Below are 19,889 nucleotides of genomic sequence, written 5' to 3'. Positions count from 1 at the left end.
CATCAAGCTCGCTCGCGCCCTGGCCGAAAGGGGCGTCGAACAGCATCTGATCGTGAACGAGGGCGCCCAACTGACCGAGGACGCCCGGGCGACCGGCCTGCCCCTGACCACGCTGCCGGTCAGCAAATGGTTCGACCTCAGGGGCCGCCTCCTGCTGCGCCGGACCCTGAAGCAACAGCAGCCGGACATCGTGATGGCCTGGATGAACCGCGCCGCGCGCCGCCTGCCGCGCGGGCCCTGGGTCGGTGTCGGCCGGCTGGGCGGCTGGTACCCGGTGCACAACTACAAGAGCTGCGACTGGCTGATCGGCAATACGCCCGGCATCGTGAAGCATATCGTCGACGACGGCTGGCCGGCCGAGCGGGCCGTGCTGATCACCAATTTCGGCGAGCTGCCGGACCAGCCGGCGGCAGAGCGCGCGACGCTGGAGGTGCCGCCCGGCGCCTTCCTGATCATGGCCCTCGGCCGGCTCGACTTTTCCAAGGGCTTCGACGTGCTGATCGACGCCATGGCCCGCCTGCCCGGCCATGTGCACCTCAGGATCGCCGGGCGCGGCCCGGTCGAGGAGGATCTGAAGCGCCGGGTAGCGGCGGCCGGCCTCGGCGAGCGGATCCGCTTCCTCGGCTGGCGCACCGACCAGGCGGCGCTGCTGAAGGCGGCCGACCTCTGCGTCTTTCCGTCGCGCGAAGAACCGCTCGGCAATGTCACGCTGGAAGCCTGGAGCGTCGGCCTGCCGGTCGTCACCACCCGCTGCGAGGGCCAGGCCTGGCTGGTGCAGGACGGGGTCAACGGGCTACAGGCCGATCCGGGCGACGTCGAGGGCCTGGCGGCGGCGATCCGCCGCGCCATGGACGACGAGAACCTGCGCCGCGCGATCGCCGCGGCCGGCCGCGAGACCTGGCGGCAGAATTATTCGAAGCAGGTGATCTGCGACCGCTACCTCGACTTCTTCGCCCGCGTTCAGAGGAAGCCGAACAGCTTGTAGCCGGTCTTCCGCTTGGCGTCCTTCCAGCACATGTGGAAGAACAGGACGGTGGTCCAGAGCGACATGGGCGGCAGCTTCTTACGCACCCGGAAACAGCCCATCGTATAGCGCCAGCGCTGGCGGATCCGCTCGGCCAGGCTCTTCGCGGTATAGAGCGTCGGCGAGCTGGAACCCCGATAGAAGTGATAGGCCGGCCCCTCGACATAGGCGACCATGTCGCGCACCACGAATTCGGCGATCGTATAGGAGGCGGCGCACCAGGGCGTGCCCAGCTCGGGCCAGCGGCGCAGCATGATCTCCGCCCCGCCCCTGGAGCGGACGACGCCGTAGAACCATTCGGAGGGGAAATGCAGGCTGCCCGGCGGCTTGCCCCGGGCGATCCGCTCGGCGAAGCCGAAGATATTGGGCTTGGGCGTCAGCCGCTCCCGCCCCTCGGGCGAGATCCGCTCGGCGGCGCCGACCGCCAGCATCTTGGTGGGGTCGGCCTCCAATGCGGCGAGCAGGCGCGAGAGGAAGTCCGGGCTCGACTTGTCGTCGGCCGCGCGCAGGCAGAAATATTCGCCCATCGAAGCGGCCAGGCCGATCGTATGGACGAAATTGTCGATCACGCCGAGGTGCTTCTGGTTCGGGATCACCTGGAAGCGGGGGTCGCGGGCACAGAAGGCCTCTGCGATCTGCCGCGTCTCGTCGGTCGAGCCGTTCTCGACGATGATGGCGCGAAAATCGCGGCAGTCCTGGTCGGCGATACACTGAAGGGCGCCTTCGAGCGTGCGTGCGCCGTTGTAGACCGGGAAGGCGACCACCAGTTTCGCCGCCGGCATGGTCTGCATGGTCATGGCGCCTCCCAGGCGGGGCTGCTGCGCAGCAGGCCGCAGGCCAGGAGATCGGCGCTGGAGCGATAGCGGCGCGAGCCTTCGTAAAGCGCCGGCCTGGCGAATTTCTCGGGCTGGGCCAGCATGGCGTGATAATGGACGCTGCCCTTGGCGTGCTGGCCGCGCGCCGCCTTATAGGCGGTCTCGGCCGCGACATCGATATATTTGAAATGCAGCAAGGCACCCCAGACGTCACCCAGCGCGACCCGCGGGGTCAGCGAATGCGGCCCGCCCGGGAAAGCCATGCCGTCGCGCCAACGGACCAGCGGCACCTTGCTCATGACCAGCGGCGGCCGGGGGAAGCGGCGCTTCACCAGGCCGTTCACCAGTTGCAGGCAGAAGGCTTCGAGCGGCCCCGGCATCAGCGTGCGGTCGAGGCCCTGGAAGCGCCGGATCAGCCAGCGCTGGAAGGCGTTCGGCGGGTTGCGGCGCTCGAACAGGCGCTCCCGCGTACCGCCCAGGAGGTCGAGGCCGGGGGTCGGGAAGCGGCGGAGATGCTTGGACGAAGGCGGCGCCAGGCGGAAACCGTCGCCGTCGAACCAGGGAAAATGCTCCAGCATCGATTCGCCCCGGCGATAGGCGCTCCGGTCCAGCGCCTCGGCCGCATACATGTCGACCATGGGGGTGAACAGGGCTTCCGCGCCCTGGGCTTCGAGATGGTCGAGCAGGCGGCCGAGCGGCCGGCTCTCGCAGCCGGGATAGACCAGCAGCTCGTCGATGTCGCTGAACAGGAGCCAGCGGCCGGCACCGTAGCGGGCCCCCAGTTCCGCCCGCCACTGGGCCTTGTGCTGCTTGTAGGTGGTGCCGTTCGGCTCGTAGACCGAGACGTCCGGCATCCCTTCGATCAGGGTGCGGGTGGCGTCGGTCGAACGGTCGTCGACGATGACGAAATGGCCGATGCCGAGAGCGCGGTGATGGCGGAGGAAATCCTCGATGCGCAGCGCCTCGTTGTGGGCCAGCAGCACGGCGATGCAGCGCACGTCGGCGCCGACCGCGCGCTCCACCACCGGGCTCAGGGTCCGCAGGCTCACTGCGTCACCCCCTTGGCCCGTTCGAGCTGCTTCGTATATTTCGCCACCCGGAAGAAGGCGAACAGCAGGGCGAGGGAGACGCCGTACCAGCCGAGCACGAAATGCCGGCGCAGCACATAGGCCTTCAGGAAGGCGAAGGGGAAGATGGTCAGCGCCTTGGCGATCAGCGGCCCGGCCGCCTTGGGCTTGGCCGTCTTGGCGTGCAGGTCGGTATAGGAATTATATTTGGCGATCAGATGGCCGAAGGAGCGGAAGGCGTAGTGGTCGAGCACGCCCGCCAGGCGGCCGATCCTCTGCCCCGGGGGGATCACCACCTTGTCGTGCACCGGGCTGTCGGCGAAACGCATGACCGAGCGGCGATAGAGGCGCAGCCAATGGTCGGCCGGGGCGAAGCGGCGCGGCGCCGTCTCGCCCGGCAGCACCACGCGGCGCGCCAGCGTATAGCCGTCGAGCGCCGGCGAGGGCGCGAAAAGGGCACGGATCTGCGCCGCCAGGGGGGCGGAGACCACTTCGTCGCCGTCCAGGTTCAAGACCCAGTCGTTGCGGCACAGGTCTTCGCCGAAACGCTTCTGCGGGCCGTAGCCGGGCCAGGCGTTGAAGACGACGCGGGCGCCCTTCTGTTCGCAGATCGCCTGTGTGCCGTCGGTGCTGCCGCTGTCGATCACGATCACTTCGTCGACCAGGCCAGCGACGCTGTCGATCACACGGCCGATCGTCGGCGCCTCGTTCTTGGCGATGACGAAGGCCGAGATCGGAAGCGTTACGGCCGTCATTGCCGCTGCTCCAGGGCCGCCCGGTGCAATTCGTCGATCTTGCGGCCCAGGGCGGCGGGCGCGTAATGCGCTTCGGCATAGGCCCGGCCGCGGCGCGCGCGCGCCAGGCGGTCGGCATCGTCGGCCATCAGGGGGCCGACGGCGGCGGCGATCTGGTCGGCCGCCGGGGCGTCGAAATGGACGGCGCCGGATTCTTCCGGTGCGATTTCGGTCAAGGCCCCGCCCATCTTGCAGACGGCGAGGGCAGCACCCGAAAACATGCCCTCGACCGCGACCCGGGCGAAGGCTTCCTTATGGCGCGAGGGGACGACCAGTACGGCCGCCCGGCGCATCCAGTCCATGGTTTCGGCGAAGGGTCGGGGGCCGAGGAAGCTCAGCCGCTCGTGGCGCTTCACCGCATCGAGGAAGGCGGTCTGATACTCGCTCGGTTGCGAACAGTCGGTGGTGCCCATGCGGAAGCCGCCCAGCGCCACCGCGCGCCAATCGGGGTGGGCATCGAGCAGGGGCGCCATCGCCTCGGCGAAGGGCAGCGCCCCCTTGCTGCCGACGATGCGGCCGACGAAGAGCACCACCTTCTCCTTGCCGGCGAAGAGCTCGTCGTCGGGAATGGCGGCGGCCTCGGTCGCCACCACATTGGCGATCCGCTGCACCAGGTGGCGCGGCACGCCCGGCACCGCCTCGTAGAGCCGGTCCTCGATCCAGCCGCTCAGGGCGATGATGCCGGCCAGGATGCCGAGCTGGTCGCCGATGCTCTTGGGCGGGCGCAGCTCGCGCATTTCCATGGGATCGTTGTGCAGGAACAGGAAGACCGGGACCTCGGGGAATTCCCGTTGCAGCATCACCGCCATCAGGGGCCGGTTGTGGACGTGGATGACGTCCGGCTTCGCCCGCCGGAGTGCGCGCCGCAGCCCCTCGAAATAGAACAGCGCCTCCCAGCCCATGACATAGGCGGCCTTGAAGCGCCAGGTCAGATAGAAGGACGGCACCGGTTGCAGGCGTGCCCCGCTCAGGGGATCGGGGCACGCCTTGCCCAATACCGTGACCTCACCCGTCTCAACGCCCGCCATCTGGTCGACGCAGAGCGCGATCGCCCCCGCCGCCGTCACCGAATAGCGTTCCTTGAACGGGATGACGTCGACGATATGCATGGGCCGGTCTTTCGTCAGGCCGGCGGCAGGGCTTCCTCGGCGAGGCGGGCGACCGCATCGTCGAGACCCAGCACGACCTGTTCGCCGCCGAGCAGCTTGCGCAGCGCGACCTTGCCCTCTTCCGCCTCGCGCTTGCCGAGGACGAGCATATAGGGCGTCTTCACCAGCGAATGCTCGCGGACCTTGAGGTTGATCTTCTCGTTCCGCGTATCGAGCTCGACCCGGAGGCCGCGCGCCTTCAGGGCCGCCACCACCTGCTCTGCGTAACCGTCGGCGTCCGAGGTGATGGTCGCCACCACGGCCTGGGTCGGCGCCAGCCAGAGCGGCAGGTGACCGGCGTAATGCTCGATCAATATGCCGATGAAGCGTTCCAGCGAGCCGAGAATGGCCCGGTGCAGCATCACGGGGCGCTGCTTCGAACCGTCGGCCGCGATATAGCTGGCGTCGAGCCGCTGGGGCAGCAGGCTGTCGAGCTGGTGCGTGCCGCACTGCCAGGTCCGGCCGATCGCGTCGCGGAGATGGAATTCGATCTTGGGGCCGTAGAAGGCGCCGTCGCCGGGCGAGACTTCGAAGCTGAGGCCCGCCTCGGTGATGGCAGCGGCCAGGTCGCCCTCGTTCTTGTCCCATTCGGCGTCCGTGCCGATGCGCTTTTCGGGGCGCGTCGCCAGGATCACCTTGAAGTCGGAGAAGCCGAGGTCGGCATAGACGGATTCGAGCAGGCGGCAGAACTTCTTGGTCTCCTCCACCACCTGGTCGGCGGTGCAGAAGATATGGGCGTCGTCCTGCACGAACTGGCGCACGCGCATGATGCCGTGCAGCGCGCCTGAGGGTTCGTTGCGGTGGCAGCAGCCGAATTCGGCCATGCGGATCGGCAGGTCGCGGTAGGACACCAGGCCCTGCTTGAAGATCTGCACGTGACCGGGGCAGTTCATCGGCTTCACGCCGAACATGCGCTTGCCCTCGTCCACCGGCACTTTCAGCATGTTGTCGCCATACATCTCCCAGTGGCCCGAGGCGATGTAGAGCGAGCTGTCGACGAGCTGCGGCGTGCGCACCTCTTCGTAGCCGTCGGCCTCGATCTTGCGGCGGATGTAATTCTCCAGGATGCGGTAGAGCGTCCAGCCCTTGGCATGCCAGAAGACCGAACCCGCAGCCTCTTCCTGGAGGTGGAACAGGTCCATCTCGCGGCCGAGCTTGCGATGGTCGCGCTTTTCCGCCTCTTCGAGCTGATGGAGATAATCCTTCAGCTCCTTCTCGTCGCGCCAGCAGGTGCCGTAGATGCGCTGGAGCATGGCGTTGCGATGGTCGCCGCGCCAATAGGCGCCGGCCACCTTCATCAGCTTGAAGCCGTGGCCGAGCTTGCCCGTGGCGGGCAGATGGGGGCCGCGGCAGAGGTCGATGAAGTCGCCCTGCCTATAGAGGCTGATGTTCTGGCCGGCCGGGATGTCGCGGATGATCTCGGCCTTGTAGATCTCACCCTTGTCCAGGAAGAAGGCGGCGGCGGCATCCCGCTCCCAAACCTCGCGCTTGATCGCCTCGTCGCGCTCGACGATCTCGTGCATGCGCTTCTCGATCACCGCGAGGTCGTCGGGCGTGAAGGGCTCGCCGCGGGCGAAATCGTAATAGAAGCCGTTTTCGATCGAGGGGCCGATCGTCACCTGGGTGCCGGGGAAGAGTTCCTGCACCGCCTCCGCCATGACGTGGGCGCAGTCGTGACGCAGCAGGTCGAGCGCTTCGGCCGACTTGCGCGTGATGATTTCGACCTTGGCGTCCTGCTCGATGACCTGGGCGAGATCGACCAGTTCGCCGTCCACGCGCATGGCGAGGGCGGCCTTGGCGAGACCGGGGCCGATGTCGGCGGCAAGGGTAGTGCCACTGACCGGCCCCGGATAGGAGCGCAGACTGCCGTCAGGCAGGGTCAGCGATACCGACATGATTGTGGTCTCCGATCCGAGAGTAGGCCCGGCAACTTCGGGGCTCGGCCGCAAACTGTCAAGCGCCGGGCGGGACCGGGCAGCAGCGACGCCCGCGCATGGGCGGCCTCCAGACAGCGGCTTCAGGCCAGTGCCAGGCGATAGCCCCCGTCCTCGGCCCGGATCAGGTCGGCGCCGCCGGCCATGGCCTGGGCCAGCTTGCGGCGCAGGCGATAGACATGGGTCTCGATCGTATGGGTGGCGATGGCGGCGCCATAGCCCCAGACGTCGGCCAGCAGGGTCTCCCGCGGCACCACGCGGCCGATCGCCGCGGCCAGCCGGGCCAGGATCTGGGTTTCCTTGTCGGTCAGGCGGACCGCCTCGCCGGCCGCCCCGACCAGGGTGCGCGAGGTGGCGAACAGGCGGCAGCGGCCGATCACCAGGGCGCCCGCCCCGGCGGCGAGCCCGCCCCGCACCCCGTCGACCAGGGCATCGAGACGCAAGGGCTTCCGCAGCAGCATGACTTGGCCGCCGGCCCCGGCGGGCGGCCTCGGATCGTCCGCCCCGGTCAGGGCGACGATGGGCAGGGTGCAGCCTTCCGCCGCCAGCACGGCATCGGCGCCGCCCTCGACCGCGTCGCGATCGGCGAGCACGAGGTCCGCCTCGGCGAAATGCGCCGCCGCCGCCCCCGGCCCCGCCGCCGCGGCGACCGCGAATCCGGCCCCCGCCAGCGCTTCCGCAAGCGTGCGCGCCAAGACCCCGTCCTCGACGGCGACGAGGATACGGGCGGGGATAGGGGCGGGCTGGCGGCTCGATTTACGGCGATTCTGCATCATCGACCACTGTGCGGCCGGCGCCGCTTCGCTGCAAGGGAGCCATGACGCGGCGTCCGTCATCTGCGGCTGCAAGGCCGCCCGATCTGTGCTTAGACTGCGCGCCATGTCGTCACCCTTCGGTACCTCACCGGCCTCGGGCCTCGTCATCGTCGATCGCGCCGTCTCGGAACTGCGGCGCGGGCTCGACGTCGTGGTCAACGATGGCGCCGGTCATTCCCTGCGCGTTTCCGCTGCCGAATATGCAACCCCGGAACGGCTCGCCGGTTTCATCGGCGCCGAGGCCCGGCTGTTGCTGACCAATCGCCGCGCGGCCACGCTGAAGCTCCGCCCCCTGGTCGGCGATCCCGTCGCCCTGCCGCTCTCGGCCGGGCTGGACGCCGCCACCATCGCCTCCCTGGCCGATCCGACCGTCGACCTCGACCATCCGCTGCGCGGTCCCTTCTCGGTCCTGCGCCGCTCGCCCTATGCGGCCGAATTCGCCGCGGTGAAGCTCTTGAAGCTGGCCCGACTGCTGCCTGCCGCCCTGGTCGCCGATGTCACGGGCGACGAGGGCCTGCTCTCGGTCCCGGCCGACGCCATCACCGATTACGACGAGGCGGCGGCACGCGGCCTTCGCATCGTCTCCGACGCCAGGGTGCCGCTCGCCGATGCCGAACAGGCGCGCATCATCGGCTTCCGCCCGCCGGACGGCGGCATCGAGCATCTGGCCATCCTGATCGGCGATCCGCCCCGCCACCTGCCCGTACTGGGCCGGCTGCATTCGGAATGCTTCACCGGCGACCTTCTGGGCTCGCTCCGCTGCGATTGCGGCGAACAGCTCCGGGGTGCCATCCGCACCATCGCGGAAGCCGGCGGCGGCGTGCTGCTCTACCTCGCCCAGGAAGGCCGCGGCATCGGCCTGATGAACAAGCTGAAGGCCTATCGCCTGCAGGACCAGGGCTTCGACACGGTCGAGGCCAACGAGCGCCTGGGCTTCGACCCGGACGAGCGGATCTTCCGCCCGGCGGCCGAGATGCTGCGCCTGATGGGCTTTTCCGCCGTCCGCCTGCTGACCAACAACCCCGAGAAGGTCGAGGGCCTGAAGGCCTGCGGCATCGACGTGGTGGAGCGTGTGCCCCACGCCTTCCCGGCCAATAATCACAACCGCTTCTATCTCGCCACCAAGAAGGCGAAGAGCGGCCACCTGCTGTGAGCATTCGACCCGGCAGAAGCTGCCGGGTCGCCCTCACCCCCGCCCTAAGCCGTTGAAATCGCTGGCGCCATTCCTGGCCCGCGGCTTGCAGGGTTCCGACCGAACACCGGGAGGACCACCATGACCGCAACCGCTTCGACGACCGACGCCGCCGCCACCCAGGCGCGGCCGCCGCGCCTGATGCCGGGCAAGCGGGCCGAGGTGACCGCGGTGGACGCCGATTTCATCCTGACCAACAAGCCGGACCAGGAAGAACTGTCCTTCGGCGACGTGCTGGACGTGATCAACCCGCTGCAACACCTGCCCATCGTCTCCTCGATCTATCGGGCGATTACCGGCGATACCATCCGGCCGGCCATGAAGATCCTGGGCGATACGATCTATGGCGGGCCGATCGGCGCCGGTGTCGCGGTCGCCAGCGCGGTCGCCGAACAGATCGGCGGCGCCGACCCGGCCGCCCGGGCCTTGGCCGCGATCGGCATCGGCGACGGCGGCAAGCCCGCCACCACCGCCATCGCCAGCGCCAAGCCCGCGGCCGGCCCCGGCGGCCTGATCGCCGAAGCCACCACCGCGCCTGCGGCCACCGCCAGCGCTGCCACCACCGCCGCCACCCAGGTGGCCGCCGCGACGCCCCCCACCACGACACCTCCCGCCACTGGCCGCACCGCCGCCTCGGGCGTGCCGCAACTGAGCCCGGCCGCCTTCGACGCCCTGGTCCGCTCGGTCGGCGCCAAGCCGGCCGATGACGCCAAACCGGCCGAGGCCGCCGCCGCGGCGCCCGATGCCACCGCCGAAGCCGCCGCCGCCATCGCCGCGACGCCGTCCGTGGTCACCGCCAGTGCCGGCTCGACCGACGGCCGCCGCTTCTTCCCGGCCCATGCCAGTGGCGGCAGCCGCTCGCCCCGGCCGGTGCCGATGGATATCCACCCCGACGACAAGTCGAGCTATGACGCCGCCCTGCGCATGATGCGCGCCAACCTCGAACGCTACAGCACCGCCGGGGCCGGCGGGGCGGGCGCCGCCGTGGCCCTGCCCGCGCCCTGACGAGGGCGCTAGAGCATCTGCAGGCGAAGTGGAATCCGGTTCGCCGTCCGAAGATGCGTCAAATCAAAAAATCAGAGCACCGGCGGAATGCCGCTCATTCCGCCGGTGCTCTAGACTGGCGGAATGACACAGGGAATCGGTCCACAGGACGTCGAAGTCTTTCCGGACGGCACGGTCACCTTCGCCGGGCGACGCTATGCCGCCGCGCTCGGCCGGGCCGGCATCGTCGCGGACAAGCGGGAAGGGGACGGCGGCACGCCGGCCGGGACCTGGCCGCTCCGCCGCGTGCTCTACCGGCCGGACCGGATCGCGGCGCCCGAGTCCGGCCTGCTGGTCGCGGCCCTGGCGCCGGGCGACGGCTGGTGCGATGCGCCCGAAGATCCCGCCTACAACCGGCCGGTCGCCCTGCCCTATCCGGCCAGTCACGAGGTGATGTGGCGGGACGATCCGCTATACGATCTTCTCGTCGTAGTCGGGCACAACGACGATCCGGTGGTGCCGGGGGCGGGCAGCGCCATTTTCCTGCATGTCAGGCGGGCCGACGGCGGGCCGACGGCCGGCTGCGTCGCCTTCACCCTGGATGATCTGAAGGCGATCGTGGCCGGGCTGACGCCCGCCTCACGCCTGGTCGTTCACGGGGTGGGATAGGCCCGGGCGCCGAAGATCGCGGTGCCGACGCGGACATAGGTGGCGCCCAGGCGCACCGCCGTCTCGTAATCATGGGACATGCCCATGGACAGCTCGCTGAGGCCGTTCCGCGCCGCCAGCTTGCCCAGCAGGGCGAAATGGAGCGACGGCTCCTCCTCGACCGGCGGGATGCACATGAGGCCCACCACGTCGAGCTTGTAGGTGTCGCGGCAGAGGGCGACCAGGGCGTCGGTCTCGCCCGGCAGGCAGCCCGCCTTCTGCGGTTCCTCGCCCGTGTTGACCTGGACGAAGCAGCGCGGGCGCCGGCCCTGGGCTTCGCTGGCGCGGGCGATGGCGGCAGCCAGTTTCTCGCGGTCGACCGTCTCGATCACGTCGAAGAGGGCGACCGCCTCCTTCACCTTGTTGGTCTGCAAGGGGCCGATCAGGTGCAGTTCGAGGTCGGGGAATTCCGCCTTCAGGGCGGGGAACTTGCCTTCCGCCTCCTGCACCCGGTTCTCGCCGAAACGGCGCTGGCCGGCGGCGATGGCTTCGCGCACCGCCTCCGCCTCGTGGGTCTTGGAGACGGCGACCAGGCGGACGGAGCCGGCGGGCCGGCCGGCGCCGCGCTCCGCCTTGGCGATGCGCGCCTCGACATAGGCCAGGCGATCGGCGACGGTTTCGGAAGAATCGATGGTGCTCATGACGGCAGAGACCCTAGCAACCGGCGCCCGCCGCCTCAACGCCCGCCATGCGGCCTGCGGGCGATTGCCGCCCCTGGTGCTGCTGACCGACCGCGCCCGCCTGCCCGATCCTGTCGCCGCCGTGGCCCTTCTGCCGCGCGGCAGCCTGGTGATCCTGCGCGACGGCGACCTGCCGGCCGGGGCGCGCCTCGCCCTCGGGCTGGCGCTCGCGTCCGTCTGCCGGCGGCGCGGCCTTCGCCTGCTGGTGGCGGGGGATCCCACCTTGGCGCGGCAGCTCCGGGCCGGGGTGCATTGGCCGGAGAAGCGCCTGCCGCCCCGGGTGCGGGGCTTCGCCACCGCCGCCGCCCATGGCATGGCCGCCCTGATCCGGGCGAGACGGGCCGGGGTTTCGGCCGTGCTGCTGTCACCCGTGCTGCCGACCGCGAGCCATCCGGGCGCGCCCCACCTGGGTATCGTCCGCTTCGCCGGGCTGGTCCGCCGGGTGCCGGGTCTTGCCGTCTATGCCCTGGGCGGGATCGACGGGACGACGGTCGGGCGCCTGGCCGGCAGCGGCGCGGCCGGCATCGCCGCGATCGGCGCCTTCAGGCCTTGATGCCGCCGAGTTCGCAGATCCGCGCCCAGGCCGCGTCGTCGACCGGCATGACCGAGAGGCGCGACTGTTTCACCAGGGCGAGGTGGTTGAGCGCCGGATCTTCCTTCACCTGGTCGAGGGTGACCGGGGTTTTCAGCGGCTTCACCGCCTTCAAGTCGACCATGCCGAAGCGGCCGCTCTCGTCCGTATGGTCCGGGTAATATTCCTTCACCACCTCGACCACGCCGACGATCTGCTTCTCGCTGACCGAATGGTAGAAGAAGCAGCGGTCGCCCTTCTTCATGGCCTTCAGGTTGTTGGAAGCCTGATAATTGCGGACACCGGACCAGAAGGTGGTGCCGTCGCGGACCTGATCGGCCCAGGACCAGGCGCCCGGTTCGGTCTTGACCAGCCAGTGAGCCATCGCCGCCCCCGTTCCTAGAGCTGCGCCACGACGCAGCGCCAGGGCTTGAACTCCACGGCGGAGAACAGCCCGGCCTGGGCGTAAGGGTCGGTCGCGGCGAAGGCGCGCACCGCCGCCTCGTCCTCGGCCTCGAGCACCAGGAGGCTGCCGGTCATCGCCTGCTGGTCGGGAGCGAGGAAGGGACCGGCCAGTTTCACCCGGTCGCCGCCGGCCTTCAGCCAGTCCAGGTGCGCCGGCCGGTTGGCCGCGCGAATCGGCCCGCCGCCGGGCTTGTCGGTGCAGATCACAGCAAAGAGCATGGGTGCCATTCCAACGATTCTTCGGAGCCGGCGAAGTTGACACCATATTTGAACGGAACATGAGAAAATTCTCATGCTGCTCTGCAACATGCCGAATTTCCTTGCAAATTTGGCCTATGAAGCATGAACGTTATGTTGAGTGTTCAGGATTCAGCCGATAAATTGCGTCTGGGATGAAGCGTCACGAGGAAATCAAGCAAGCCATCATCACAGCCGCGATGGAGCGGCTGTCCCGCTATGGCTATGGCAAAACGACGATGGCGGAGCTGGCGGGCGACTGCAAGATGTCGGCCGGCAACCTCTACCGCTACTTCATGTCCAAGCTCGACATCGCCGAGGAAATCGCCCGGCAGAGCTTCATCCGCACGGCCGAGCGGCTGCGCGAGGTGGTGCGCCGGCCCAATATCACGGCGGTCGAACGGCTGCGCAGCTTCCTGATGGAGCAGATGGAAATCACTTTCCACGAGCTCGAGAAGGACCAGCATTGGATCGAGATGGCCGAGATCGTGGCGCGCGAGCGCCCCCATGTCGCCAACGAGGGCCTGGCCCGGGTGCGCTCGCTGATTGCCGAGATCCTGGCCATGGGCAATGCCAACGGCGAATTCGACATCGAGGACGTGAATTTCACCGCCGAGATGATCCAGTCCGCCACCTTCAAGTTCCGCTATCCCCAGCTCTTCTCCGGCCTCACCCTCGACAAGCTCGAGCGCGAGGCCGCGGGCGTGATCGATCTCCTGATCAACGGCCTGTGCCGCCGCGAAGCCCGCGCCGCCAAGCCCGCGGACGCCGCCTGACGGCATTCCCCTTCGGCGCTTCCCTTTCGGCGCTTCCACCTCCTCGGCGCTCCCCTTCGACGGCACCCCTCTGCGCCCTCCGTGCGACCGCTTGCCGCCCCTCCGCGGCAAACTGACTCCTTGTCATATCGGGAACGCATCCCCAGATCGTTCAGCAAAGGCGGAATCGCCCCCTCCTTTGGTCGATTCCGCCGGGCCGTGACGGCTGAACATTTTTCCCGATTTTCACGGAAATCCGCGGAAACCCTCGCTTTGCGTCAGAATGTCGCGCCTGAAGAGTGAACGGATCGGAAAAAATTTACAGAAACCCCGCAGATTCCCCTTGCAGTGAATAAATCTTGAGATATTTATTATTCATCGTTCAGGCGATAGCGGACCCGAGGGGACCCCGCCGGACGACCGAGTGGAGGATGGACATGACGACCATCACGAAGATCGCCGGGCACCTCAGCTTCGGCCGTATCGCGACCCTGGTCGTGCTGACCTACAGCGCGGCCGCCCTGGTTCAGATGACCGGCAACCTGCTGGCCTGAACCGCAACACGAAGGAACGGAGACCCGCGATGGAAAAGCTGGGCTTCAACGCAATCTTCGGCCGCCTGGCCACTGTCGTGGTGCTGCTCTACGCCGCCGCGCTGGTGATCGAGAGCGCCGGCAACATCGCCGCGATCGCCTGACGCGGGCGGCGACATCCAACGAAACAAGAGACACGAAGGACCACCGAAATGACCAAGTTCCTGACCGCCCGCCTGTTCGACCGCCTGACCCTGGCCGTGGTCGCCGCCTATGCCCTGGCCCTGGCGGCCCAGACCGCCCAGAACGTCGGCCTGGTCTGAGCCCAGCCACACCACCCGGAGGGCCGCGCCCTCCCCCGAGTTCCCCGAGGCCACCCCCTCGGCACCCCTTCCCCGGAGGGCGCACCCCGCCCTCCACCCTGAGGCCCGTCGCGCAAACGGGCCGAACCTGACCCGGTCCCGGCCCCGCCTGGACCGGGTTTTTTTGTTGGCGTCGCCGCCCTTCTCCCCGATGCTACATAGGGTCGCGGCGCTTCCGTCGATCTTCGAGCCCGTAAAGCGGCATGGTTCCGACGAGAGTGCCGGGCCCGTTCCACACGCGGGCACGCTCTTCGACCCCAATAGCCAGGACGAGTTGGATCAATGCTGATCGTGCGATCTTCATCACGCGCCTCGCCTTGGCCTCAAGCAGATCGCTGGCGACAGACAGCCCCAAACCATGGGCGCTTGGCGGCCCAGCAATGATTGGCCACGCCCAGCCTTCGTGGACCTGAAGGTATTTGTGCTCAAGCGCGTTACGGATATCATGCAGTTCGCGCGCATCGGCTGCCGTTGTGTGCTCGAGCTCATCGTCGAACAGCTCCTTCGAGAGCCAGTAGAGCCCGCGCAGCGGCCAATTTTCGTACGCCTTGAAGCAGTCAAGAAGCTGCGTTTTGCCTTCGACCATCCAGACATTTTTGAAGTAGATTCGATCTGGGTTTTTTCCCAATTTCCAATAGTGGTTGACGAAGAACGCCACTTTATCGAGCAGAGAATAACCAAGGCGAAATGCAGTACGAACGCGCTCAGTCGCAAGCGAATGAAGCGGAAAATCTAAAGTATTTAACAGAAACACACCACGGTCGGCGAAATGCACTTTCGTATCTTGAAGTCCCTCATACAACATGAAGCGTGCCGACGTGTATTCCTGTTTCATCTGGTTGAAAAAACCGACGATATGAGGTGGCGTAACGACACCGGGACGCTCGTCAAATTCTTCGCCGATCGGTGGCAAGACGAGATCGTCGGAAGCAGCCGCAGAATGCGCGCCCAAATCGTTGAGCACATTCAAAAACAACCGGTTGTCGAGACACCATTGCCTGTAGGAACGCTCCGCCTTGTTCCGCCCAAGCGACGGTCCATCAAGATTTTGCTGCGCCCGAATACGATCAAAATCCGCCGCCCCAGCGCATTCGTCTGCTGCTTCCGCGATCTGACTTAGAACGGCAGCTGGATAAACAGCGTCAAATGTTGCACCCGCGGCGGTCGCCGCGACAAGTCCATCGTAAGCATGAAGAAGAAGGATCGCACGCTCGCGGTCATCGTCCAGGAGACTACTGTAGTGCCTGAGTCCATAGCCTCGATTGGCCTGAGCCATAGCAAATCCCGGAATGATGCGAAGAGCGGCATCCCATACTTCAATCGCATCGATAAGGCGTCCGATCGTGTTGAGTTGGTTCGCCCGGTTGGTCAGGATCTGGCAGCGGCGAACAACGTCGAGTTCGAGGAACCCTGGATGTACGACGGCCCGCGAAAGAGCGAGTATCTGCTGTTCGCGTCCTGGGTGTTCCCAAGCCCATGAACCGCGATCACCTGCGACATCCTCCTTCAACCCCCAGGCGTTGGCGCGGAAATACTCCAGGAGAGCTCCCTGTTTGGGATGCAAATCTCGCTTCGAAAGCTCTTCCAACAGATAAAGCGCGCGATCCGCGCCACGCCCAAATCTGGCATCAAGTGACCGGTCGATGAGAGTGCCGACATGGTCAAGCGCAGCGTCGGTATCGAGCTTGCTGATCGAGCGTTCTCGCAGCTTCTCGATGTCTTCGGCCGCCATCGATGGCCCCCCCTAAGCCTTCGCCCCCGGCATCGCGGCCGCCGCATCCAGCGGCCAGCGGGCGCGGGGTTTGAGGTCGAGGGGGTCGGTTTCGCCTTGGCGGAAATGTTCGAGGCCGGCCCAGGCGATCATGGCGCCGTTGTCGGTGCAGAGGCGGATGGGCGGGGCGACGAAGGCGATGCCGGTTTCGGCCGCCAGGGCTTCGAGGCGGGCGCGCAGGTGTTTGTTGGCGGCGACGCCGCCCGCAACCACGAGGGGAGTGCCCTTGGGCATCAGGGCGATGGCCCTTCGCGTGCGGTCGACCATGACGGCGCCCACGGTGGCCTGGAAGCTGGCGGCGAGGTCGGCCCGGTCCTGTGCGCTGAGGGGTTGGGGCAGGCTGGCGGCGGTCTCGCGCACCGCCGTCTTCAGGCCGGAGAAGGAAAAGTCGCAGCCGGGCCGGCCGAACATGGGGCGCGGCAAGGTGAAGCGGGCAGGATCGCCCGTGGCCGCCGCGGCTTCCACCGCCGGGCCGCCGGGATAGCCGAGGCCGAGGAGCTTCGCCGTCTTGTCGAAGGCTTCGCCCACCGCATCGTCGATCGTGGTGCCGAGGCGGCGGTAGCGCCCCACGCCTTCGACCGCGAGGAGCTGGCAATGGCCGCCGGAGACCAGCAGCAGGAGATAGGGAAACTCGAGGCCGGAGACCAGGCGCGGCGTCAGGGCATGGCCTTCGAGGTGATTGACCCCGACGAAGGGCTTGCCGGCACCGAGCGCCAGGGCCTTGCCCATGGTGAGGCCGACGATCACACCGCCGATCAGGCCCGGCCCCGCGGTCGCCGCCACCGCGTCGATCTCGGCCAGGGTCACGCCGGCTTCCCGCAGGGCCTGGGCGATCAGGCGGTCGAGATGGCTGACATGGGCGCGCGCGGCGATCTCCGGCACCACGCCGCCATAGGCCCGGTGGTCGTCGAGCTGCGACAGCACGACGTTCGAGAGAATGCGCCGGTCGCCCGCGACCACCGCCGCCGCCGTCTCGTCGCAGGAGGATTCGATGCCGAGCACCAGGGGGGACTCGGTCATGTGGGGGTTTCCATCTGACCTTATCGAGTGTTAAGCACGTGCCGTAACATCGGAAACAGGCATCTTGCAAGTCGACCTAAAGATAGGAACGCGCGGCAGCCCGCTGGCACTCGCCCAGGCGCATATGGTGCGGGACCTGCTCTCGGCGCGGAATCCGGGCCTCGCGCCCGCCGAAATCATCGTCATCAAGACGACGGGCGACCGCGTGCTGGACCGCACCCTGGCCGAGATCGGCGGCAAGGGCCTGTTCACCAAGGAGATCGAGGAGGCGCTGTTCGACGGCACCATCGATCTCGCCGTGCATTCGATGAAGGATGTGGCGACCGTGCTGCCGCCCGGCCTGGTGATCGACTGTTTCCTGGAGCGCGAGGACCCGCGCGACGCCCTGATCGGCGCCGCCTCGCTCGACGCCCTCGCGCCGGGCGCCCGGGTCGGCACCGCCTCGCTCCGCCGCGGCGCCCAGCTCCGCGCCAGACGGCCGGACCTGGTGGTCGAACCGCTCCGCGGCAATGTCGGCACCCGGCTGAACAAGATCGCCGAGGGCGCCTTCGATGCCACCTTCCTCGCCCTCGCCGGGCTCCGCCGCCTGGGAATGGCGGATCGGGCGGACGGCATATTGGAGCCGGAAGTCCTGCTGCCGGCGATCGCCCAGGGCATCATCGGGGTCGAATATAGGGCGGAGGATGCCCGCACGGCCGCCCTGCTCGCGCCCCTGAACCATGCCCCGAGCGGGCTTGCCGCCGCCTGCGAGCGGGCCTTCCTGCGCGTCCTCGACGGTTCCTGCAAGACGCCGATCGCCGGCCTCGCCCGGCTCGACGCCGCGGGCGGCCTGCATTTCCTGGGCGAGACCCTGGCGCCCGACGGCAGCCGGCGCCTGGCCGTCGAACGCCGTGGCCAGGCCGTCGACGCGGTCGCCATCGGCGAAGCCGCGGCGCGCGAGCTGCTCGACCGCGGCGCTGCCGCCCTGCTGGGCCGTTGAGGCGGGCGTGCGCCTGCTGATCACCCGGATTCCGGCCGAAGCCGCCCGCCTGGCCGCGGTGCTGACGGCGGCCGGGCACCATTGCACCGTGGCGCCGATGATCGAGATCGTGCCGCGGCCGGGTGTGACGATCGATACCGCCGGCGCCCAGGGTTTCCTGATCACCAGCGCGAGCGGCCTCGCCGGTCTCGCCGCGGCGACCGGAAGGCGCGACCTGGCCGTCTATGCCGTGGGCGATTCGACGGCGCGCAAGGCCCGCGAGGCCGGCTTCGCCACCGTCCATTCGGCGGGCGGCGATGTCGACGACCTGGCCGAACTGGTGGCGCGCACGGCCGATCCGGGCGCCGGGCGGCTGATCCATGCCACCGGCGGTGCTATCGCGGGCGATCTCGCGGGGGCGCTCGGCCGGCGCGGTTTCGCGGTCGAGCGCGTCACCCTCTATGATTCGGTGCCGGCCACGGGCTTTGCCCCCGAGGTCGCCGCGGCGCTGGCGGCCGGCGGCTTCGACGGCTATCTGTTTTTCTCTCCCCGCACTGCGGCGACCTTTGTTACCCTCGCGCGGTCTTGCGTGCCGGGGGCCGACTTCGGCGGCGGGACGGCCTACTGCCTGTCGGCAGCGGTGGCGGCGGCGGCTTCGCCCCTCGGCTTCGGCCGCGTGGCGGTGGCGGCGGCCCCGACCGAAGCCGATCTCGTCGCCCTGATCGCCGCGTAACGCCCGGGATGATCGCCTTGACCGTTCGACGGAGCCAGACATGACCGAGCGTCCCGATCAGCCGGACCCGAATGCCGACCTGCCGGCCGAGCCCGCAGCCGTTCCGGAGCGGCCCGACCTCACGATCGAGGACAAGCCGCTGGAGGATCCGCCGCCGGCGATCGACCCCGCCTATGACGTCAGCCAGTCATCACCGGGCCGCGGCTTCAAGCGCACGCTCTGGGCCGGTGTCGCCGCCGTGGTGCTGATCGGCGCCGGCGCCTTCCTGTGGCATCGCTACGGCGACACTTTCGACGGCTTTGCCACCGCTACCAGCGCACCGGCGGCCGCCCCCACCAATACCGAAGCCCGCCTGAACAGCCTGGAAAAGGCCGAGGCGGCGCTCGAACGCAAGCTCCTGGCGCTCGAAGCCCGGGTCGCCGAACTGCCGGACAAGGGCGTCGACCCCGCCGCCCTGGACGATATCCGGAGCGAGATCGCGGCGCTCCGCGAGCGCCAGGGTGCCCTCGAAGAAAACCTGGCCGCGGCCGATGGCGGCACCGATACCGAGCCGCCGCTCGATGCCCCCGCCCCGGCGCCCGTCGCCCCCACCTCGCCCATCGCCGACGCAGCCCTGAGCGCCCGGGTCGCCGCGCTCGAAGCCAAGCTGGCCCAGGCCCCGGCGGGCGCCGATCCGGCCAAGCTCGCCACCCTCGAACGCGAGATCGCCGCCCTGAAGGCCGCCGGGGCCGAGGCCGACAGCCGCATCGCCGCCGAAACGGACCGCCTGCGCGCGGTCGGCCGCGGCGTCTCGCTGGTCTATGGCATCGGCCGGCTGCGTAACGACCTCGCCACCGAGGCACCCTATGCCCCGGCGCTGGCGACCGTGCGCGGCCATTTCGAAGCGCTCGGCCTGCTGCGCGAGCCGACCATCGGCAAGGCGCTGGAAACCCTGGCCGTCCATGCCGACAAGGGCCTGCCGACGACGGCCAGCCTGGCCGCGCGCTTCGCCCCCCTGGCCCGGGCCGCGGTGCAGGCCGCCGCGGTGCCGGCGGACGGCAGCGTGGTCGACCGCCTGCTGGCCGAGGCCGGCAATCTGGTCACCGTGCGGCCCGTGGGCGATGTCGAGGGCGACGATGTCGCCGCCCGCGTCGCCAGGGCCGAGGAACGGCTCGGGCGCGGCGATCTCGCCGGTGCGCTGGCCGAAGTCACCAAGCTGAACGGGCCCGCAGCCGATGTGCTGGGCGCCTGGCGTGCCGATGCCGAGGCGCGGATCGCCGCCGAATCCGCGGTCGACCTGCTGGACGGCGAAGTCGCCGCCCGCTTCGCCGAGGCGAACTGAGA

General features: G+C 68.7%; 20 protein-coding genes. 9 read left to right on the top strand and 11 right to left on the bottom strand.

Features of this window, described 5'->3' with window-relative positions; translation table 11 throughout:
- On the top strand, nt 1-985 hold a 985-nt coding region (locus WC493_RS10935), incomplete at its 5' end, for a glycosyltransferase (protein ID WP_373065497.1).
- Here the strand turns inward: WC493_RS10935 and WC493_RS10930 are convergent.
- The 6 genes from WC493_RS10930 to WC493_RS10905 all read right to left on the bottom strand — a co-directional run bounded on the left by WC493_RS10930 (nt 961) and on the right by WC493_RS10905 (nt 7,477).
- Nucleotides 961-1,821, bottom strand: a complete 861-nt coding sequence (locus WC493_RS10930) for a glycosyltransferase family 2 protein (RefSeq protein ID WP_373065495.1) — start codon at nt 1,819-1,821, stop codon at nt 961-963. The genes WC493_RS10935 and WC493_RS10930 overlap by 25 nt on opposite strands.
- A complete protein-coding gene (locus WC493_RS10925) occupies nt 1,818-2,888 on the bottom strand; it encodes a glycosyltransferase family 2 protein (protein WP_373065493.1) in 1,071 nt (356 codons plus the stop codon). Before WC493_RS10925 ends, WC493_RS10930 begins: the two co-directional genes overlap by 4 nt.
- Entirely contained in the window at nt 2,885-3,661 is a 777-nt protein-coding gene (locus WC493_RS10920; protein ID WP_373065491.1) for a glycosyltransferase family 2 protein, read from the bottom strand. The genes WC493_RS10925 and WC493_RS10920 overlap by 4 nt, the downstream gene beginning before the upstream one ends.
- Nucleotides 3,658-4,809, bottom strand: coding sequence for a glycosyltransferase family 4 protein (locus tag WC493_RS10915; protein WP_373065489.1), 1,152 nt, complete (start codon nt 4,807-4,809; stop codon nt 3,658-3,660). Before WC493_RS10915 ends, WC493_RS10920 begins: the two co-directional genes overlap by 4 nt.
- Before the next feature lie 14 nt (nt 4,810-4,823).
- Complete coding sequence (gene thrS, locus WC493_RS10910; protein WP_373065487.1) at nt 4,824-6,743, bottom strand: threonine--tRNA ligase; 1,920 nt, start codon at nt 6,741-6,743, stop codon at nt 4,824-4,826.
- A gap of 122 nt (nt 6,744-6,865) precedes the next feature.
- A complete protein-coding gene (locus tag WC493_RS10905) occupies nt 6,866-7,477 on the bottom strand; it encodes a winged helix-turn-helix domain-containing protein (RefSeq protein ID WP_373065485.1) in 612 nt (203 codons plus the stop codon).
- 184 nt (nt 7,478-7,661) lie between these two features.
- Between WC493_RS10905 and ribA the strand changes: the two genes are divergently transcribed.
- The 3 genes from ribA to WC493_RS10890 all read left to right on the top strand — a co-directional run bounded on the left by ribA (nt 7,662) and on the right by WC493_RS10890 (nt 10,442).
- A complete protein-coding gene (ribA, locus tag WC493_RS10900; RefSeq protein ID WP_373065483.1) occupies nt 7,662-8,750 on the top strand; it encodes a GTP cyclohydrolase II in 1,089 nt (362 codons plus the stop codon).
- 120 nt (nt 8,751-8,870) lie between these two features.
- Entirely contained in the window at nt 8,871-9,794 is a 924-nt protein-coding gene (locus tag WC493_RS10895; protein ID WP_373065481.1) for a hypothetical protein, read from the top strand.
- Between the two features lie 123 nt (nt 9,795-9,917).
- Nucleotides 9,918-10,442 carry a L,D-transpeptidase gene (locus tag WC493_RS10890; RefSeq protein WP_373065479.1) on the top strand — a complete coding sequence of 175 codons (525 nt, stop codon included), beginning with the start codon at nt 9,918-9,920 and terminating at the stop codon, nt 10,440-10,442.
- Here the strand turns inward: WC493_RS10890 and WC493_RS10885 are convergent.
- Nucleotides 10,427-11,122, bottom strand: coding sequence for a YggS family pyridoxal phosphate-dependent enzyme (locus WC493_RS10885; RefSeq protein ID WP_373065477.1), 696 nt, complete (start codon nt 11,120-11,122; stop codon nt 10,427-10,429). The genes WC493_RS10890 and WC493_RS10885 overlap by 16 nt on opposite strands.
- On the opposite strand from WC493_RS10885, the gene WC493_RS10880 reads away from it, so the two are divergent.
- Nucleotides 11,112-11,714, top strand: a complete 603-nt coding sequence (locus tag WC493_RS10880) for a thiamine phosphate synthase (RefSeq protein ID WP_373065475.1) — start codon at nt 11,112-11,114, stop codon at nt 11,712-11,714. The genes WC493_RS10885 and WC493_RS10880 overlap by 11 nt on opposite strands.
- Here the strand turns inward: WC493_RS10880 and WC493_RS10875 are convergent.
- Together WC493_RS10875 and WC493_RS10870 are read right to left on the bottom strand one after the other, a co-directional pair.
- Nucleotides 11,704-12,117: an EVE domain-containing protein gene (locus WC493_RS10875; RefSeq protein ID WP_373065473.1), complete on the bottom strand. Its 414-nt coding sequence runs from the start codon at nt 12,115-12,117 to the stop codon at nt 11,704-11,706. The genes WC493_RS10880 and WC493_RS10875 overlap by 11 nt on opposite strands.
- A 14-nt stretch (nt 12,118-12,131) precedes the next feature.
- Complete coding sequence (locus tag WC493_RS10870; RefSeq protein WP_373065471.1) at nt 12,132-12,416, bottom strand: YciI family protein; 285 nt, start codon at nt 12,414-12,416, stop codon at nt 12,132-12,134.
- Nucleotides 12,417-12,589: 173 nt separating this feature from the next.
- On the opposite strand from WC493_RS10870, the gene WC493_RS10865 reads away from it, so the two are divergent.
- Nucleotides 12,590-13,210: a TetR/AcrR family transcriptional regulator gene (locus WC493_RS10865; protein ID WP_373065469.1), complete on the top strand. Its 621-nt coding sequence runs from the start codon at nt 12,590-12,592 to the stop codon at nt 13,208-13,210.
- Between the two features lie 1,028 nt (nt 13,211-14,238).
- Here the strand turns inward: WC493_RS10865 and WC493_RS10860 are convergent.
- Together WC493_RS10860 and tsaD are read right to left on the bottom strand one after the other, a co-directional pair.
- Nucleotides 14,239-15,816 (bottom strand): LA2681 family HEPN domain-containing protein, encoded by a 1,578-nt coding sequence (locus WC493_RS10860; protein ID WP_373065467.1) that lies wholly within the window; start codon nt 15,814-15,816, stop codon nt 14,239-14,241.
- A 12-nt stretch (nt 15,817-15,828) separates the two neighbouring features.
- Entirely contained in the window at nt 15,829-16,875 is a 1,047-nt protein-coding gene (gene tsaD / locus WC493_RS10855) for a tRNA (adenosine(37)-N6)-threonylcarbamoyltransferase complex transferase subunit TsaD (RefSeq protein WP_373065465.1), read from the bottom strand.
- A gap of 64 nt (nt 16,876-16,939) precedes the next feature.
- Between tsaD and hemC the strand changes: the two genes are divergently transcribed.
- From hemC to WC493_RS10840, 3 genes are read left to right on the top strand one after another with little or no spacing between them, the layout of a single operon-like run.
- Nucleotides 16,940-17,854 (top strand): hydroxymethylbilane synthase, encoded by a 915-nt coding sequence (hemC, locus tag WC493_RS10850; protein ID WP_373065463.1) that lies wholly within the window; start codon nt 16,940-16,942, stop codon nt 17,852-17,854.
- A gap of 7 nt (nt 17,855-17,861) precedes the next feature.
- Nucleotides 17,862-18,566, top strand: a complete 705-nt coding sequence (locus WC493_RS10845; protein WP_373065461.1) for a uroporphyrinogen-III synthase — start codon at nt 17,862-17,864, stop codon at nt 18,564-18,566.
- A 40-nt stretch (nt 18,567-18,606) separates the two neighbouring features.
- The gene (locus tag WC493_RS10840) at nt 18,607-19,887 is read left to right on the top strand and encodes a COG4223 family protein (RefSeq protein ID WP_373065459.1); all 1,281 of its coding nucleotides are present in this window, start codon (nt 18,607-18,609) and stop codon (nt 19,885-19,887) included.
- The last annotated feature ends 2 nt before the right edge of the window (nt 19,888-19,889 follow it).

Source organism: Zavarzinia sp. (assembly GCF_041650655.1).
Classification (GTDB): Bacteria; Pseudomonadota; Alphaproteobacteria; order Zavarziniales; family Zavarziniaceae; genus Zavarzinia.
Note: the sequence above shows the minus strand (reverse complement) of the source record. Positions and strands in the feature narration are given on the sequence as shown.

What these genes read in the sequence shown, in the direction of transcription:
- WC493_RS10930 (WP_373065495.1), bottom strand. Translation starts at nt 1,821, where the DNA reads ATGACCATGCAGACCATGCCGGCGGCGAAACTGGTGGTCGCCTTCCCG.
- WC493_RS10920 (WP_373065491.1), bottom strand. Translation starts at nt 3,661, where the DNA reads ATGACGGCCGTAACGCTTCCGATCTCGGCCTTCGTCATCGCCAAGAAC.
- WC493_RS10915 (WP_373065489.1), bottom strand. Translation starts at nt 4,809, where the DNA reads ATGCATATCGTCGACGTCATCCCGTTCAAGGAACGCTATTCGGTGACG.
- thrS (WP_373065487.1), bottom strand. Translation starts at nt 6,743, where the DNA reads ATGTCGGTATCGCTGACCCTGCCTGACGGCAGTCTGCGCTCCTATCCG.
- ribA (WP_373065483.1), top strand. Translation starts at nt 7,662, where the DNA reads ATGTCGTCACCCTTCGGTACCTCACCGGCCTCGGGCCTCGTCATCGTC.
- WC493_RS10895 (WP_373065481.1), top strand. Translation starts at nt 8,871, where the DNA reads ATGACCGCAACCGCTTCGACGACCGACGCCGCCGCCACCCAGGCGCGG.
- WC493_RS10890 (WP_373065479.1), top strand. Translation starts at nt 9,918, where the DNA reads ATGACACAGGGAATCGGTCCACAGGACGTCGAAGTCTTTCCGGACGGC.
- WC493_RS10880 (WP_373065475.1), top strand. Translation starts at nt 11,112, where the DNA reads ATGGTGCTCATGACGGCAGAGACCCTAGCAACCGGCGCCCGCCGCCTC.
- WC493_RS10885 (WP_373065477.1), bottom strand. Translation starts at nt 11,122, where the DNA reads ATGAGCACCATCGATTCTTCCGAAACCGTCGCCGATCGCCTGGCCTAT.
- WC493_RS10875 (WP_373065473.1), bottom strand. Translation starts at nt 12,117, where the DNA reads ATGGCTCACTGGCTGGTCAAGACCGAACCGGGCGCCTGGTCCTGGGCC.
- WC493_RS10870 (WP_373065471.1), bottom strand. Translation starts at nt 12,416, where the DNA reads ATGCTCTTTGCTGTGATCTGCACCGACAAGCCCGGCGGCGGGCCGATT.
- WC493_RS10865 (WP_373065469.1), top strand. Translation starts at nt 12,590, where the DNA reads ATGAAGCGTCACGAGGAAATCAAGCAAGCCATCATCACAGCCGCGATG.
- WC493_RS10860 (WP_373065467.1), bottom strand. Translation starts at nt 15,816, where the DNA reads ATGGCGGCCGAAGACATCGAGAAGCTGCGAGAACGCTCGATCAGCAAG.
- tsaD (WP_373065465.1), bottom strand. Translation starts at nt 16,875, where the DNA reads ATGACCGAGTCCCCCCTGGTGCTCGGCATCGAATCCTCCTGCGACGAG.
- WC493_RS10840 (WP_373065459.1), top strand. Translation starts at nt 18,607, where the DNA reads ATGACCGAGCGTCCCGATCAGCCGGACCCGAATGCCGACCTGCCGGCC.